General features: G+C 70.6%; 12 protein-coding genes and 1 pseudogene. 11 read left to right on the forward strand and 2 right to left on the reverse strand.

The annotated features are described in order from the left end of the window. Nucleotides 1-379: 379 nt before the first annotated feature. The 6 genes from AB0K02_RS24650 (at nucleotide 380) to AB0K02_RS24675 (ending at nucleotide 6,915) form a co-directional block, all read left to right on the forward strand. Nucleotides 380-1,456: an ABC transporter substrate-binding protein gene (locus AB0K02_RS24650; RefSeq protein ID WP_365994692.1), complete on the forward strand. Its 1,077-nt coding sequence runs from the start codon at nucleotides 380-382 to the stop codon at nucleotides 1,454-1,456. Further along, the gene (locus AB0K02_RS24655; RefSeq protein WP_365994693.1) at nucleotides 1,453-2,334 is read left to right on the forward strand and encodes an ABC transporter permease; all 882 of its coding nucleotides are present in this window, start codon (nucleotides 1,453-1,455) and stop codon (nucleotides 2,332-2,334) included. The genes AB0K02_RS24650 and AB0K02_RS24655 overlap by 4 nt, the downstream gene beginning before the upstream one ends. After that, entirely contained in the window at nucleotides 2,310-3,092 is a 783-nt protein-coding gene (locus tag AB0K02_RS24660) for an ABC transporter ATP-binding protein (protein WP_365994694.1), read from the forward strand. Before AB0K02_RS24655 ends, AB0K02_RS24660 begins: the two co-directional genes overlap by 25 nt. Next, a complete protein-coding gene (locus AB0K02_RS24665; protein WP_365994695.1) occupies nucleotides 3,089-4,447 on the forward strand; it encodes an LLM class flavin-dependent oxidoreductase in 1,359 nt (452 codons plus the stop codon). The genes AB0K02_RS24660 and AB0K02_RS24665 overlap by 4 nt, the downstream gene beginning before the upstream one ends. Continuing rightward, nucleotides 4,444-5,703: a vanadium-dependent haloperoxidase gene (locus AB0K02_RS24670; protein ID WP_365994696.1), complete on the forward strand. Its 1,260-nt coding sequence runs from the start codon at nucleotides 4,444-4,446 to the stop codon at nucleotides 5,701-5,703. The genes AB0K02_RS24665 and AB0K02_RS24670 overlap by 4 nt, the downstream gene beginning before the upstream one ends. A gap of 87 nt (nucleotides 5,704-5,790) precedes the next feature. Then, nucleotides 5,791-6,915 (forward strand): LLM class flavin-dependent oxidoreductase, encoded by a 1,125-nt coding sequence (locus AB0K02_RS24675; protein WP_365994697.1) that lies wholly within the window; start codon nucleotides 5,791-5,793, stop codon nucleotides 6,913-6,915. A 196-nt stretch (nucleotides 6,916-7,111) separates the two neighbouring features. Here AB0K02_RS24675 and AB0K02_RS24680 read toward each other — a convergent pair whose 3' ends face one another. Then, a complete protein-coding gene (locus AB0K02_RS24680) occupies nucleotides 7,112-7,924 on the reverse strand; it encodes a CAP domain-containing protein (protein WP_365994698.1) in 813 nt (270 codons plus the stop codon). Between the two features lie 690 nt (nucleotides 7,925-8,614). Beyond that, nucleotides 8,615-9,409: a LysE family translocator gene (locus AB0K02_RS24685; protein WP_365994699.1), complete on the reverse strand. Its 795-nt coding sequence runs from the start codon at nucleotides 9,407-9,409 to the stop codon at nucleotides 8,615-8,617. Between the two features lie 53 nt (nucleotides 9,410-9,462). Between AB0K02_RS24685 and AB0K02_RS24690 the strand changes: the two genes are divergently transcribed. The 5 genes and pseudogenes from AB0K02_RS24690 to AB0K02_RS24710 all read left to right on the forward strand — a co-directional run bounded on the left by AB0K02_RS24690 (nucleotide 9,463) and on the right by AB0K02_RS24710 (nucleotide 15,162). Then, the gene (locus AB0K02_RS24690; protein WP_365994701.1) at nucleotides 9,463-10,116 is read left to right on the forward strand and encodes a TOPRIM nucleotidyl transferase/hydrolase domain-containing protein; all 654 of its coding nucleotides are present in this window, start codon (nucleotides 9,463-9,465) and stop codon (nucleotides 10,114-10,116) included. A gap of 219 nt (nucleotides 10,117-10,335) precedes the next feature. Further along, nucleotides 10,336-10,777, forward strand: a pseudogene (locus AB0K02_RS24695) (TetR/AcrR family transcriptional regulator); the annotation flags it as partial. Nucleotides 10,778-11,163: 386 nt separating this feature from the next. After that, complete coding sequence (locus AB0K02_RS24700) at nucleotides 11,164-12,084, forward strand: Ku protein (protein ID WP_365994702.1); 921 nt, start codon at nucleotides 11,164-11,166, stop codon at nucleotides 12,082-12,084. A gap of 222 nt (nucleotides 12,085-12,306) precedes the next feature. Then, entirely contained in the window at nucleotides 12,307-12,825 is a 519-nt protein-coding gene (locus AB0K02_RS24705; protein WP_365994703.1) for an SRPBCC family protein, read from the forward strand. Between the two features lie 39 nt (nucleotides 12,826-12,864). After that, nucleotides 12,865-15,162: an FdhF/YdeP family oxidoreductase gene (locus AB0K02_RS24710; protein WP_365994704.1), complete on the forward strand. Its 2,298-nt coding sequence runs from the start codon at nucleotides 12,865-12,867 to the stop codon at nucleotides 15,160-15,162. Nucleotides 15,163-15,213 lie beyond the last annotated feature (51 nt).

The following is a 15,213-nucleotide window of genomic DNA, read 5'->3' on the forward strand; positions in this document are numbered from 1 at the left end:
TACGGTCCGACGGCTGTCGGACCGTACGTCCCCTGGGGATGAACTTCCCCCCGCCGGGGCCGCGTTGTAACGGGCACATGGACCGCCTACGACAGTGTCGTTGCAGCGGCGGCGAACCAGCCGGTGCTTCTTGACCGGGTTTCCGGCCCGTGGCTAGGTTCACCGGTATGCGGATCTCCCAGCGGTTTCGGAAGAGGCGGGCCATCGACCTGATGCGCGTCGCCACCGCGGTGTGTAGCTGATCCCACCGCGGTGCGCGGTTGATCCCACCGCGCTGCCCGTCTGCTTCGGTTTCCCCCTTTTCTCTTTCGCCACGATCCGGGCTCATCCACGCCCTGGTGGCTTCTCTCGCTCTGTGAAGGCACGAATGTCCCCTCGCTTGCGCATACCCGCATCCACACCAACAGCCCTCGCCATCACGCTCTCGGCCGCCCTTCTGCTGACCTCCTGCGCGGGCACCGCACAGTCGACGGCAACCGGCAAAGACGTCTCCGCGGTGAAGATTCCGGCCGCGGTCTCCCCGGACACCACCCTCACCGTCGGCGCACCGCAGCTCAGGGTCGCACTGGAGCTGTCGGGGCAGATCGACAGACTTCCCTTCAAGGTCGAGTGGGCCAACATCAGCGGCGGACCGAAGTGCTCCGAGGCCTTCCGCGCCGGCGCCCTCGACCTCTGCTCGGCCGCGGAGATCCCGTCGATCAACGCGCACTGGACAGGCCTGGACACCAAGCTGGTGGCGGCGAAGTTCCGCAAGGAGCCGCTCCGGCACCCGGTCTACGAGCTGGGCGTCGCTCCTGGTGCGGGCATCAGGACGCTCGCGGACCTGCGCGGCAAGAAGATCGCCTACAGCCCCGGCCAGGCGCAGGGCGCGCTCGTGTTGCGGATCCTGGAAAAGGCCGGACTCACGCAGCAGGACGTCCAGCTCGTCGAACTGGCCAGCACCGACGACGTCTATCCCACGGCGCTCGGCAATCGCCAGGTGGATGCCGCTCCCATCGGAGACGTCAACGTCAAGCGCTATCTGACGACATACGGCAACGCCGGCGGAACGACCGTCAAGCACGGCCTGCGGGACGACCCCGAGCACCTGTGGGCGCTCACCGACACCGTCAGCGACGCGCAGAAGTCCTCCGCCGTCAGGGAGCTCATCGCGTTCTGGGCGCGGGCCCAGATCTGGATCGACAAGCACCCCAAGGAATGGGTCGAAGGCTATTACGTCAAGGACCAGGGACTGAGCCACGAGGACGGCGAATATCTCGTCGAGCGGAACGGCCACCCCGACATTCCGGCGGACTGGACCGGCGCCATCCGGCGTCAGCAGCAGACCATCGATCTGCTGGCGAAGAAGCAGCGCCGTGAGGCGTTCAAGGCGGAGATCCTCTTCGACCGGCGATACGAGTCCGTGGCCGCCGCCGCCATCGCCGATGACGGGAACGGCGAAGGGAAGACACCATGAGTGCCACGGTCCTCGGCAAGCAGCCTCCGGCGACGAACGACCCGCAGCCGCCGGCCGCGCGAGGAGCAGCGCCCGCCGCCCTCCGGCGCCCGTCGCGCAGCCGCAAGCGGCTCGGCCCTGGCCGCCCCCTGCCGTACGGCTGGGCCGCCGGCCCGCTGCTGCTGCTCGCGACCTGGGCGGCAGGCTCCGCCGCCGGCCTCATCGACGCCCGCAGCCTGCCCGCGCCGTGGGTCATCGCGGCTTCGGCAGGGGACCTCATCGCCGACGGCCGGCTGCAGTCCCACCTCACGACCTCCGCCCGACGCGCCCTGCTGGGCCTGGTGTTCGGCGTCGCCGGCGGGCTGCTGCTCGCGGTCGTATCCGGACTCAGCAGGCTGGGCGAGGCGTTGATCGACGGGCCTGTGCAGATCAAGCGGGCGGTCCCGTCCCTGGCGTTGATCCCCCTGCTGATCCTGTGGTTCGGCATCGGCGAGACGATGAAGGTCGTCACGATCGCGCTCGGCGTCTTCGTGCCGGTCTACATCCACACCCACAACGGACTGCGCACGATCGACAACCGCTGTGCCGAGCTGGCCGAGACCGTGCGGCTCAGCAGGCTGCGGTTCGTCCGCCACGTCGTGCTGCCCGGCGCCCTCCCCGGCTTCCTGCTGGGCATGCGCTTCGCGGTGACCGCCGCGTGGCTCGCGCTGGTCGTCGTGGAACAGGTCAACGCGACCAGCGGAATCGGCTACATGATGGAGCTCGCGCGGACGTACGGACAGACCGACGTCATCATCGTCGGCCTCGTCGTGTACGGACTCCTCGGGCTCGTCTCCGATGGCCTGGTACGGCTCGTGGAGAGGAGGACGCTGTCATGGCGTCGTACGCTGGCGGACTGACCGTCACCGAGGAACAGGCGACTGACCGCGTGACTGACCGCACGGCGGTCAGGATCGGCGCTCTGGTGCGCTCCTTCGGCGACCAAAGGGTCCTCGACGGGCTCGAACTGCGCATAGCACCCGGTGAGTTCGTCGCGCTGCTCGGGCGCAGCGGCTCCGGCAAGAGCACACTGCTGCGAGCGCTGGCCCGGCTCGACCGCGAGGTGGAGGGGAGCGGCGAACTCATCGCACCCGACCAGATCTCCGTCGTCTTCCAGGATGCCCGGCTGCTGCCCTGGAAACGCGTACTCGACAATGTCGTCCTCGGGCTGACCGGACCGGACGCGCGACAGCGCGGCAGGGCCGCCCTCGCCGAGGTCGGGCTCGAGGGGCGTGAGCGGGCCTGGCCCGTGGAACTGTCGGGAGGTGAGCAGCAGCGCGTCTCCCTCGCGCGCTCCCTCGTACGCGAACCGCATCTGCTGCTCGCCGACGAACCGTTCGGCGCGCTGGACGCCCTCACCCGGATCAGGATGCACGCACTGCTGCGCCGACTGTGCGCTCTGCACCGGCCCGCCGTTCTGCTGGTCACCCATGACGTCGACGAGGCGATCGCCCTCGCGGACCGGGTGGTGGTGCTGGACCGGGGCCGGATCGCGGCAGACCTTCCCGTGGAGCTCCCGGCACCGCGCCGCCACGGCAGCCCCGAGTACGCGTCCCTGCGGGACCGTCTGCTCGCACGGCTGGGAGTGGACCTCGCGGAGGAGGGCAGCCCGGCATGACCACGCGACGGCAACTGCACCTGAACCTGTTCGTCTATCCGGGCGGTCACCACGAGGCCGCCTGGCGCTACCGCGGCACCGATCCGAGCCGCATCCTGGACATCCGCTTCTATCAGGATCTCGCCCGCACGGCCGAACAGGCCGCGTTCGACGCGGTCTTCTTCGCGGACGGCCCCTCCCTCGCCGACAACGTCCGCTACGCCAGCCGCTTCCGGCTGGAGCCGTTCACCTGGCTGTCCGCCATCGCCGCGGCCACCGAACGGATCGGGCTGATCGCCACGGCGTCCACCACCTACACCGAGCCCTACAACCTGGCCCGCCTCTTCGCGTCGCTGGACCATCTCAGCCGCGGCCGGGCCGGCTGGAACATCGTCACCACCGGCGCCCCGCAGGCAGCGCGGAACTTCGGCCTCGACGAGCACCCGGTGCACGCCGAACGCTACGACCGGGCGCACGAGTTCGTCGATGTCGTGACGAAGCTGTGGGACAGCTGGGAGGACGAGGCACTGGTCGCCGACCAGAAGACGGGCGTCTTCGCCGACACCGACCGGATCCGCGCCATCGACCACGAGGGCCGTCATCTCAGGGTGCGCGGGCCGCTGAACACACCTCGCACGCCCCAGGGCCGCCCGGTCTACGTCCAGGCCGGTTCCTCCCCGGACGGCCGGGCCTTCGCGGCCCGCCACGCCGAGGCGGTGTTCACCGCACACCAGACGCTCCACAGCGGCCAGGAGTTCTACGCCGACATCAAGGCGCGGGCCGCGGCGCTCGGCCGGGACCCGGGCGGGGTCCTCGTCCTGCCGGGCATCAGTCCGTTCATCGGCTCGACCGAGGCGGAAGCACGCGCGCTGCGCGAGGAGTTCGACGAACTCACCCAGCCCGAGTACTCCCTCGAGCTCCTGCACCGCCTCCTGGGCATCGAGCTCGGTGCCGACCAGCTCGACGGCCCGGTCCCGCGCGAGCTGATCGAGGCCCGGGGCGAGCGCGGCAACAGCAGCCGCTTCCAGCTGATTCTCGACATCATCGACCGCGAACAACCCACCGTCCGCCGTCTGTTGCACCGCCTCGCCGGCGCTCGCGGCCACCGCGTGATCGCCGGTACACCGGAGCGGATCGCCGACGAGATCCAGGAGTGGTTCGAACAGGGGGCGGCCGACGGTTTCAACCTCATGCCGCCCTGGCTGCCGGGCGGATTCGACCTCTTCGCCGAGCACGTGGTGCCGATCCTGCGCGAGCGCGGCCTGTTCCGCACCGCGTACCAGGGCGCCACGCTGCGCGATCACTACGGGCTGCCGCGGCCGACCGGCAGCCACGCCTCACCGAGCACACCGACCACACTGAAGGAGAACGCGTGAGTTCGTCCGGATTCCGGCCCGCCCTCGTCGCCCTGGGCTCGGCGGCCCTGCTGACGGCGTCCATCGCCGTTCCGCAAGCCGCCGCGGTCCCCCAGTCCGCCGCGGCCGGCCGTAGCTCCACGGCGCTGACCTGGTACGACGCCACGGCCGAGACCATCGCGTCAGCCGGGGCGCCCACCCAGATCACCAACAGCCGTACCTGGGCCATCAGCTGGCTCGCAGCCGCCCGGGCCGCCCGCAGCGTGCCCGCGGGCGTCGAGCGCGGCGCGTACCAGGAGGCCGCCCTGGCCGGCGCCGTGCACCGTGCGCTGGCGACGCTGGTCCCGAGCCGTGCGGAGGAGCTGGACGCGACGTTCAGGCAGACGCTCGAGGAGATCCCCGACGGACCGGCGGAGGAGCGCGGGGTCGCGGCCGGAGTGCGGCAGGCGGACCTCGTCCTTGCATGGAGGGAGGGCGACGGACTGGACCCCGCATCGGTCAACGCACCCTACCCCGTGCCCCCCGCGGCACCCGGTGTGTGGCAGCCGACGCCACCCGCGTACGCACCGGCGACCCAGTACGGCAACCGGTTCGCCAAGCCGTTCCTGCTCACGGAACAGAGCCAGTTCCGGCTCGGCCCGCCGCCGGCCCTGGAATCCCGGCGCTACGCCGCTGATCTCGCGGAGGTGCGGGCGTACGGCGCGGCGGACAGCACGGTGCGCGGCGCCCACCGGACCGAGACGGCCGCGTTCTGGCTCGGCTCCTCCCTCACTCTCTACACCGAGCCGCTGCGTGTCGCGCTCTCCCGATCGGGCGAGGGAGCCGCCGGGCAGGCGCGGCTGGTCGCGCTCTTCCACGTCGCGCTGGTCGACACGCAGATCGCCACCTCCGACAGCAAGTACACCTACGAGCGATGGCGTCCCGTCACCGCGATCCGTACCGGCGCCATCGCTCCCGACCCGGGGTGGACTCCGCTGCACACCACCCCGGCGCACCCGGACCACCCGAGCGGCCACACCACTTACTCGGGCGCATCGGAGACCGTGCTGTCGGCGCTCGTCGGGCCGCGTACCGCCCCCTTCACCCTGACCAGCCCCACCGCACCCGGTGTGATCCGGACATACACCGCCTGGAAGCAGCTGTCGGACGAGAACGTCGACGCCCGCGTCTTCTCCGGGATCCACACCCGGTCGGCCGACGAGGCTGGAATCACGCTCGGCTCGAACGTGGCCGGGTACGTCCTGGCGAACGCGGGACGACTCCTCGCCTCCCCCTGACACCTCCCCGGCCGCCGCATCCCCCGCGGTACCCGAACGCCCCGGCCCGGCGTTCTGTGACGAACACCCCTGATCGGAGACCCCCGCGTGTCCCTCACCTTCCACTGGTTCCTCCCCACCAGCGGTGACAGCCGCCACGTCGTCGGCGGCGGCCACGGCACCCCTGCCTCGGAGTCGGGAAGCGACCGGCCGCCGACGGTCGCCTACCTGAGCCAGATCGCCCGCGCCGCCGAGGGCCTCGGCTTCGTCGGAGCGCTCACCCCCACCGGCGCCTGGTGCGAGGACGCCTGGCTGACCACGGCGATGGTCAGCCAGAACACGGAACGGCTCAGATTCCTGGTCGCCTTCCGTCCCGGCTTCGTCTCGCCGACGCTCGCCGCGCAGATGGCGTCGACCTTCCAGCGCCACACCGGCGGCCGGCTCCTGCTCAACGTCGTCACCGGCGGCGAGAGCCGGGAGCAGCGGGCCTACGGCGACTTCCTCGACAAGGACGCGCGCTATCGCCGGACCGGCGAATTCCTGGAGGTCGTACGGGAGTTGTGGGAGGGCAAGGCCGTCGACCTGGACGGCGAGCACCTCCGGGTCGAGGACGCCAGGCTGGCCCGGCTGCCCGACCCGGTACCCGATGTCTACTTCGGCGGCTCCTCGCCTGCCGCGGGCGAGGTGGCGGCGCGCCACGCGGACGTCTATCTGACCTGGGGAGAGCCGCCCGCCCAGGTCGCCGAGAAGATCTCCTGGATCCGGGGGCTGGCCGCGAAGCACGGCCGCACCCTCCGCTTCGGCATCCGGCTGCACGTCATCACCCGGGACACGGCCGAGCAGGCCTGGGCGGAGGCGAGGCGGCTCCTCGACGGCTTCGACCACGAGGCCGTCGAGGCCGTCCAGGCGGGCCTCGCCCGCAGCGAGTCCGAGGGCCAGCGGCGCATGCTCGCCCTGCACGGCGGCAGCCGTGACCGCCTGGAGATTCACCCCAATCTGTGGGCCGGCATCGGTCTGGTGCGCGGCGGCGCGGGCACCGCGCTGGTCGGCAGCCACGACGAGGTAGCAGAGCGGATCAAGGAGTATCACGCCCTCGGCATCGAGGAGTTCGTCCTCTCCGGATACCCGCACCTGGAGGAGGCGTACTGGTTCGGCGAGGGCGTACTGCCGAAACTCCAGGCGCAGGGCCTGTGGACCCACCCGTCGGTGACCCCGGCGTCCACCGCACCGTGAGCGTCACTCCCCTCTCCGGGTGGACGAGTGGGCCGGCCCAGGGCGACCGCATCCGACCGGGCCCGGAGACCGGCCGGGGGACGAGCCCTGGGTGACACGAAGGCGCCGGCCGACCGCCGGCCACAGAGCGACGAGGCCCCGCCGTGTGATCACGGCGGGGCCTCCAGCTGTCCCTGCGGCGATTCGCCGGCGCCGCCTACCGGGCGGTGCCGAAGTCCTGCGTCCAGTAGTCGCCGGGCTGCGCGAGGCCGACGCCGATCTCCTTGAACGCGCAGTTGAGGATGTTCTCCCTGTGGCCGGGGCTGGACATCCAGCCCGCCATGACGCTCTCGGGGGTCTCGTAACCGTAGGCGACGTTCTCGCCGTAGGTGCTCCAGTTGTAACCGGCACGCGTGATCCGCTCACCCGCGTCCGACCCGTCGGAACCCGTGTGGGACATGTTCCGGTGCGCCGCCATGTCCTCGCTGTGGTCCTGCGCGGCCTTGCTCAGCTTCTCGTTCAACGTCACCGGGGAGCATCCGGCCTTGCTGCGCTCACTGTTGACGAGCTCCACGACGCGGGCGACATCGCCCGACGCCGGTGCCGCGGTGGAGGGCGCGGCCGGCTTGGGCGTGGCCGACTGCGTCGCGGTGGGCTTGGGCATGGCCGGCTTCGTCGCCGCCGGCTTGGGCGCCGCCGGCTTGGGCGCCGCCGGCTTCGTCGCGGTGGGCTTGGGCGCGGCCGGCTTCGTCGCCGCCGGCTCAGAGGTGCTCGGCGTCGCGGTGGGGGACTGCGACGCCTTCGCGGTCGGCTTCCTGTCCCACTTCTCCCCGTCCCACCACAGCTCGGACTCGTCCCCGTCCCACCCTCGCTCGTAGCTTGCACTCTCCCACTGCCCGTAGGAGCGGCTGTTGTCGGTCCCCTCCGAGTCCATGCAGGCCATGGCGACAGAGGGCACACCCACGGCCGCCAGGGTGACGGCGGCGATGGCTATCTTCCGGCGGTGCGTCGTTCTGCGGTGCTTGCTCATGTGTGACCTCACTCGTCATCGCGGAGCGCCACCGAGAGCGGTTGCCCGGCCCACTCTGTGTGTGACCTGCGGGGACGCCTTTGCGGGCAGCCATTGTTAGAAGCACTGCGCGCCGAGGGCAACGCACGCCCTCTACTACCTCTGCTAGTAGAAGCGGGCGGCCCTTGCCATGGGCATACGGGCGTGCTGGCCCGCATGTGGAACGGTTCGATCCTTTTGACGTCCCATCAAAAGACCCCCGTCGACCGAGAGGCGGAGGAATGCGCCGAGACGGCCGAAGGCGGCTGAACGCCGCCCGGGGCATGTCCGTACCGAGATGGACAAATAACCTTATGTCGACAAGGGGCCATCTACTATCGACCCTCCTGTCGCCCGAAATGGGCTGTGACGGATGTCACGGAACCATTGGTCCGGCGAGTCCCGTTTCATTGCGACAGCGCAGACACCGACACAACGACGCCCCCGCGCCTCAGTGCGTCGCGGGGGCGTTCGGCTGCGTCTCGCGGTCAGGACACGCCGCCTCGGACCGTGTCGCCGATGAAACCGCCCGTTGGTGACGAACGTGGGCGTGAATCCGCCCTTGCCGGTGATGACGCCGGTCATCGCGCAGGTCGGGAGCCTGCACCACAACGCTGGGCACGAAGGCGACGCGCTCGGCGGACTCGCGCTCGCGGGACGGCGCGGCGGGCGTCAGGCGGCCAGGCGTTCCACCAGCAGGAACCCGCCGAGGGCGATCATCGTGGCCCCGGAGACGCGGGTGACGGCCCGGGCCGCCCGGAGCCTCGTCTTCAGCACGGTGCGGGCGAGGACGCCGACGGCGAGGTACACGAGGGCGCAGGCCGTCATGTGGAGCGTGCCGAGCAGCCCCGTCTGCGTGGATACGGGCCAGCCGCCCGCGGGGTCGATGCACTGCGGGAACAGCGAGAAGTACAGCAGGAGCGCCTTGGGGGTCAGGCCGCTGATCCCGGCGCCCCTGAGCATGATCCGGCCGCGCGAGGAGGCCAAGGTCGCGGTGGACGCGCCGGGCACCGCCGCGCACGACAGCACGCCCCAGCCCAGCCACATCAGGGAGGCCGCGCCGGCGACGGCGAGCGCGGTGAGGACGGTCGCCGAGCTCGCCACCATCACCACCAGGCCCGCGACGGCGAGCAGCGTGTACCCGGCGTATCCGGCTGTCAGCACGGCGACGGCCGCCGCGACCGACCGGTCCCGCGGACCGGCCGAGATCGCGTACGCCCAGTCCGCGCCCGGGGTGAACACCAGCAGGGGTCCACTGCCAGGCCCGACTACCTGCTGCGCGTCGCCACCACCGGCCTCGCCGCCTGCCAGCAGCTCTACGACGAGCAGCCGGCCACTGCCGGGCGTCCAGCGCCTGACCTCCTCGTCATGAAGAACGTCATCGACGACCGGCCACTGCCCGAGTAGCCGCCGCCGGGCATGCCGTCTCCTCCCCCGGTCTGCCGAGCCGTCGCTCCCGAGAAACACGCGTGCGTACCGGATCTCGGCCGTGCCAGGATGACGAAGGGAAGCGAGGTCTGGTGGACGAGTTGAGGCGATTTCGCCTGGCACTGGTTGCGTGGGCGGGCGGCGGAGCGGGGGCGGGTGCCGCCGCCGCGGTGGCGCGGGACCTGGCCGGCGGTGTGCGGACGATCGTGCTCGTCGAGGGAAGCAGTGATCAGGTCGCGCTCGAAGCGCTGGCCACGCGCCACGGGCGCGTCCTCGGTGCGGAGGGCGTCGCGGTGGTACCGCTCGGAGGTGCGACGAGCATCGGGCGTTTCCTGGACGTGTGCGGTCCTGCGGGGCTCGACCTTCCACTGGCCGGTCTCTGCGACATCGGCGAGGAGCGGCATTTCCGGCGCCATCTGGAGCGGGTCGGGCTCGGATCCGGTCTCACGCACGCCGGACTGGAGACACTCGGATTCCACGTGTGCGTCGCCGACTTGGAGGACGAGCTGATCCGCGCTCTCGGCGCGGAGGGGGTCCAGCAGGTGATCGAGGCCCAGGGCGAGACGCGCCCGTTCCACACTTTCCAGGGCCAGCCGGCGCAGCGGGGGCGGCCTGTCGAGCACCAGCTGCGACGGTTCATGGGCACGCACAGCGGGCGCAAGGCGCTCTACGCGCAGGCGCTGATCGCGCACCTGGACCTCGATCGCGTTCCCCGGCCGCTGGAGCGTCTGCTCACGCACGTCTGACACGGCCGGCGCCCTCGCCGCGCCGGCGTCCGGCCCCTCGGAACCGGTCCGCCGGCACGACGGTGCGGCAGGGGGCGGCGCAACTGGTGCGTATCCCACCGCCTTGCCGATGGAACCGGCCGGTTCGGTGGTGGTCGCGAGCCGGTCGGCTGCGCGCGCCAGGCGCAGCCGGGCCAGGTGGCGGCGGGGGATCGCCGCCGCCCACACGTTGTCTGTGTGTACTACTTCCCCGAGGGCAAGCAGCAACTGGCCGCCGAAGCGATCCGGTTCACCGGCGAGTGGGTCGCCGGCAGCCTGCGCAAGGAACTCGAGGCGGGCCCGGTTGGAAGGGCTGAGGGCGTTCCTCGACCTGTGGCGCAAGATCGTCGTCGACAGCGACTTCCATGCCGGCTGCCCCGTTCTCGCCGTGGCCATCGAGGAGCCCCAGGACGGCGACATCCCGCCCGCGCTGACGGCCGCGGCCGAGGTCTTCGAGCAGTGGGAGACCCTGCTGGCCGACTCGCTCAAGGCGCACGGTGCCGAGGCCGCGCAGCTCGCCACGCTCGTCGTCGCGGCCGTCGAGGGCACGGTCGCCATGTGCCGCGCCCGGCGCAGCATCCGGCCCCTCGACCACACCGCCGAGCAACTCCAGGCCCTCATCGCCACCGCGACCGCGAAGTGACCCGCACCCGGGTGTACGCGCCTCCAGCGAGGAGTGGGAAGCCCGGCACGGCACGGGGTCACGCGCCGAACGCGGCACGGACGGCCTTGACCTTCTCCTCCGTGAACAGTCGGGAGGTGTGAACACGCATGGCCGCTGACCAGTACCTACCCGCGAGGTGCTTCTGGTCCGTGTGCCGGCGGAACGAGCGCCCATGGAGTCGCAGACCTCAGCAGGTCGGCGGACACTGTTGTTCACTCCAACGAGTGAGGGCGCCCAGCTGCATGTATCAGCGCCGGGCCATATGGGGTCCGGGAATGCAGTGTGCCGCTGAGAATGTGGTGCGGTTGTTGAGAAGACATGCAGAAGACACACATACGTGCTCGGGGATGTCACGGAGGTTCGTCATGCCCCGCCCCATCTGGTCCGGCGCCGTGAGCTTCGGGCTTGTGACCATCCCGATCAAGGTGGTGCCCGCCACCGAGAGCCACAACATCGCACTGCGGCAGATCCATCTCGAGGACGGCGGCCGGATCCGGTACCGCAAGATCTGCGAGCTCGAGGACAAGCAGGTCAGTGACGCCGAGATCATCAAAGGCTACGAAGTCGACAAGGACACCATCGTCGCCGTCACCGACGAGGACCTGGCGGACATGCCGCTGCCCACCGCGAAGTCGATCGAGATCGCCGCGTTCGTCCCCGCGCAGTCCATCGATCCCGTCCGTATCGGCGACAGCTACTACCTCGAGCCTGCCGGACAGGTCGCCGCCAAGCCCTACAAGCTGCTCCGCCAGGCCCTGGAACGCTCCAGCAAGGTCGCGGTCGCGCACTTCGCGCTGCGCGGCCGCGAGCGGCTCGGGCTCCTGCGCGTGAAGGGCGAGGCGATCGTTCTCCACTCGATGCACTGGCCCGACGAGATCCGTTCCCCCGAGTCGCTCGCGCCACCGCCGGTGGAACTGGGCGACTCCGAGATCGACGGTGCCGTGGAGCTCATGGACGCCTTGACCGAGGACCACATGCCCGACCTCACCGACCACTACCGCGAGGCACTCGAAGAGGTCATCGCCGCGAAGGCGGAGGGCAAGGCACCACCGGCCCCGGAGGAACCGCAGGCCGCCGGGCAGGTCGTCGACCTCATGGCCGCGCTCAACGCGTCCGTCAAGGCCGCCAAGGAGTCACGCGGCGAGGAGCACGCGACGGTGCACGAGATGCCGAAGAAGAAGGCCGCGGCGAAGAAGGCGCCCGCGAAGAAGGCGACGGCGAAGAAGACCGCGGCCAAGAAGACGGCCGCGAAGAAGCCGGCCGGGCGCAAGCCCAGAGCGTCGTAGCCCGAGATCCGCAGCGGGCCCTCCCGTCGGCACAACCGCCCCCGCGTCCGCACGGTGCGTCCCGCAATGTGCGGACCGCTCGGACAATCGTGGCCGGCGCGAGCCCGACGACGTGAGGGGCCACCCGTCCGGGAACCGACCGCGGCGTCGCGCACCGTCACATGGCGGCCCGCCGGACAGGCGGTGACACTGAGATCAGCAACGCCTGAGGACAGGTGGGCCATGTACACCCTTGAAGAGACGGTCGAAGTCGCGGTCCCGGTGCGTACCGCCTACAACCAGTGGACGCAGTTCAAGAGCTTTCCCCGGTTCATGTCCGTGGTGCGGAAGGTCGAGCAGCTCCGCCCCAACCTCACCCTCTGGGTGATCGGATCCGGTCCCCTGCGACACGAGTTCCAGGCGGAGATCGTGGAACAGGTGCCCGACTCGCTCGTGGCGTGGCGGAGCCTGGACCGGCGTTCCGGCCACCGGGGTGAGGTGTCGTTCCGCGCCACGGCGCCGGACCGTACCGAGGTCGTCGTGCGCATGCACATCGCGCCGCACGGGGTCACGCGCCTCCTCATCCGGGCTCCCGGACTCACACGTCGTGTGGTCCGGGCCGAGCTCGGTCACTTCAAAGCGTTCATCGAGGGCCTGGGCCAGGAGGGCGGGGCCTGGCGGGGAGTCGTCCGCAACGGTCACGTCCAGCCGTCCGAGCCGGAACCGCCCAGAAGCCGCGTCCCCCACTGGCCTGTCGGCTGACCCGCCCGCCGGAGCGCGAGAGAGCGAGAGACACGCCCGATGAAGAAGCCACCGAGCGAAGAGCCGGACGAACGGCTCACTGTGCGTCCGCCCAAGAAGTGGGCCGCGGGAGTACCCGCGGTGACCCACGCCCTCGAGTACTCCCTCGATGAGACGTCGCCCCGGCGAGCCGGACTGACACTGCTGACCATGAACCAGGTGGACGGGATCGACTGCCCCGGCTGCGCCTGGCCGGATCCCGCTCCCGGACACCGGCACCGCAACGAGTACTGCGAGAACGGCGCCAAGCACATCAACGACGAGGCCACGTCACGGCGCGTCACGGCCGACTTCTTCCGCGACCACACCGTGTCCGAACTGGGCCGGCGGTCCGATCTGTGGCTCAACCAGCAGGGCCGGCTCACCGAGCCGATGGTCAAGCGGCCCGATGCGGATCACTACGAGCCGATCAGCTGGCACGACGCCCTGGGGCTGCTGGCCGAGGAACTGAAGGCGCTGGACTCGCCGGACGAGGCGGTCTTCTACACGTCCGGCCGGGTCAGCAACGAGGCCGCGTTCGTTCTGCAGCTCTTCGCCAGGGTCTTCGGCACCAACAATCTGCCCGACTGCAGCAACATGTGCCATGAGTCCAGCGGCGTCGCCCTGCACGAGACCCTGGGCACCGGGAAGGGCACGGTGAGCCTGGAGGACCTGCACCACGCGGACCTGATCTTCCTGGTGGGGCAGAACCCGGGAACCAACCATCCGCGGCAGCTCTCCGCGCTGGAGCAGGCCAAACTCAACGGCGCCCGGATCATCGCGGTGAACACCCTGCCGGAGGCCGGACTGCTGCGGTTCAAGAACCCGCAGAAGGCCCGCGGGGTGCTCGGGCGCGGCGTGAGGATCGCCGATCGGTTCCTCCAGATCCGCAGCGGTGGCGACCTCGCGCTCTTCCAGGGCCTGAACCGGCTCCTGCTGGAGGCGGAGGACGCACGGCCGGGCACCGTGCTCGACCATGAGTTCATCAGCTCCAGCACCGGTGGCTTCGAGGAGTTCGCCGAGCACGCCCGGGCCGTCGCCTGGGAGGACGTCCTCGCCGCGACCGGACTGCCCCGGGCCGAGATCGAGAAGGTCCGGGACGAGGTCCTGCGCAGCGAACGCGTCATCGTCTGCTGGGCGATGGGGCTGACACAGCAGAGGCACAGTGTCCCCACCATCAGGGAGATCGTGAACTTCCTCCTGCTGCGCGGGAACCTCGGCCGGGCCGGAGCCGGGGCCTGCCCGGTCCGCGGACACAGCAACGTCCAGGGCGACCGTACGATGGGCATCTGGGAGCGGATGCCCGACGCCTTCCTCGACGCGCTGCAACAGGAGTTCGGCTTCGAACCGCCTCGCGCCCACGGACTCGATTCGGTGAACTCGATCAAGGCCATGCGCGAAGGCCGTGTCAAGGTCTTCCTCGGCGTCGCGGGCAACTTCGTCCGCGCCGCTCCGGACAGTGCCGTCACCGAGGACGCCATGCGGCGATGCCGCCTCACCGCGCACATCTCCACCAAGCTCAACAGGTCCCACACGGTCTGCGGGCGGACCGCGCTCATCCTGCCGACCCTGGGCCGCACCGAACGCGACATCCAGGCCACCGGCGAGCAGTTCGTCACCGTGGAGAACTCGATGAGCGAGGTGCACACCTCCCGCGGGCGCCTGGAGCCGGCCTCCACGCTCCTGCTGAGCGAGGTCGCCATCCTGTGCCGGCTCGCCCGCCGGACCCTCGACGGCAGGGCCGGCGTTCCGTGGGATCGGTTCGAAGCCGACTACGGAGCCATCCGTGACCGGATCTCCCACGTCGTGCCGGGGCTGCGGGACTTCAACCGGCGGGTGGTCCGGCCCGGTGGCATCAGGCTGCCCAATCCCGTCAACGAAGGGGTCTATCCCACCGCTGTCGGCAAGGCCCTGTTCACCCGCAACGCCTGGGAGATGCCGCAGGCCCCCGAGGGGCACCTCCTCCTGCAGACCCTGCGTTCCCACGACCAGTGGAACACCATCCCCTACTCGGACAACGACCGCTACCGGGGCATCCACGGAAGCCGCCGCGTGGTGCTGGTGAACCCGCAGGACGTCTCCGGACTCGGCCTGGCGGCGGGACAGCACGTCGATCTGGTGAGCGTGTGGGACGACGCGGAGCGCCGCGCCGAGGATTTCGAGGTGGTCCCCTACCCGACGACACCCGGCTGCGCCGCCGCGTACTACCCGGAGACCAACGTCCTGTTGCCGCTGGACAGCGTGGCGGGGACCAGCAACCAGCCGACCGCCAAGAGCATCGTGATCCGGCTGGAACCCACAGCCGTCCCCGCGGAGTGACGATCATCCGGATGCGGTCGGGCCGGACGGGATGTGGTCCGCCCGGCGTGA

This window comes from Streptomyces sp. NPDC049597, from assembly GCF_040675505.1.
Lineage (GTDB): Bacteria > Actinomycetota > Actinomycetes > Streptomycetales > Streptomycetaceae > Streptomyces.

What these genes read in the sequence shown, in the direction of transcription:
- AB0K02_RS24710 (WP_365994704.1), top strand. Translation starts at nt 12,865, where the DNA reads ATGAAGAAGCCACCGAGCGAAGAGCCGGACGAACGGCTCACTGTGCGT.
- AB0K02_RS24660 (WP_365994694.1), top strand. Translation starts at nt 2,310, where the DNA reads ATGGCGTCGTACGCTGGCGGACTGACCGTCACCGAGGAACAGGCGACT.
- AB0K02_RS24705 (WP_365994703.1), top strand. Translation starts at nt 12,307, where the DNA reads ATGTACACCCTTGAAGAGACGGTCGAAGTCGCGGTCCCGGTGCGTACC.
- AB0K02_RS24665 (WP_365994695.1), top strand. Translation starts at nt 3,089, where the DNA reads ATGACCACGCGACGGCAACTGCACCTGAACCTGTTCGTCTATCCGGGC.
- AB0K02_RS24655 (WP_365994693.1), top strand. Translation starts at nt 1,453, where the DNA reads ATGAGTGCCACGGTCCTCGGCAAGCAGCCTCCGGCGACGAACGACCCG.
- AB0K02_RS24700 (WP_365994702.1), top strand. Translation starts at nt 11,164, where the DNA reads ATGCCCCGCCCCATCTGGTCCGGCGCCGTGAGCTTCGGGCTTGTGACC.
- AB0K02_RS24680 (WP_365994698.1), bottom strand. Translation starts at nt 7,924, where the DNA reads ATGAGCAAGCACCGCAGAACGACGCACCGCCGGAAGATAGCCATCGCC.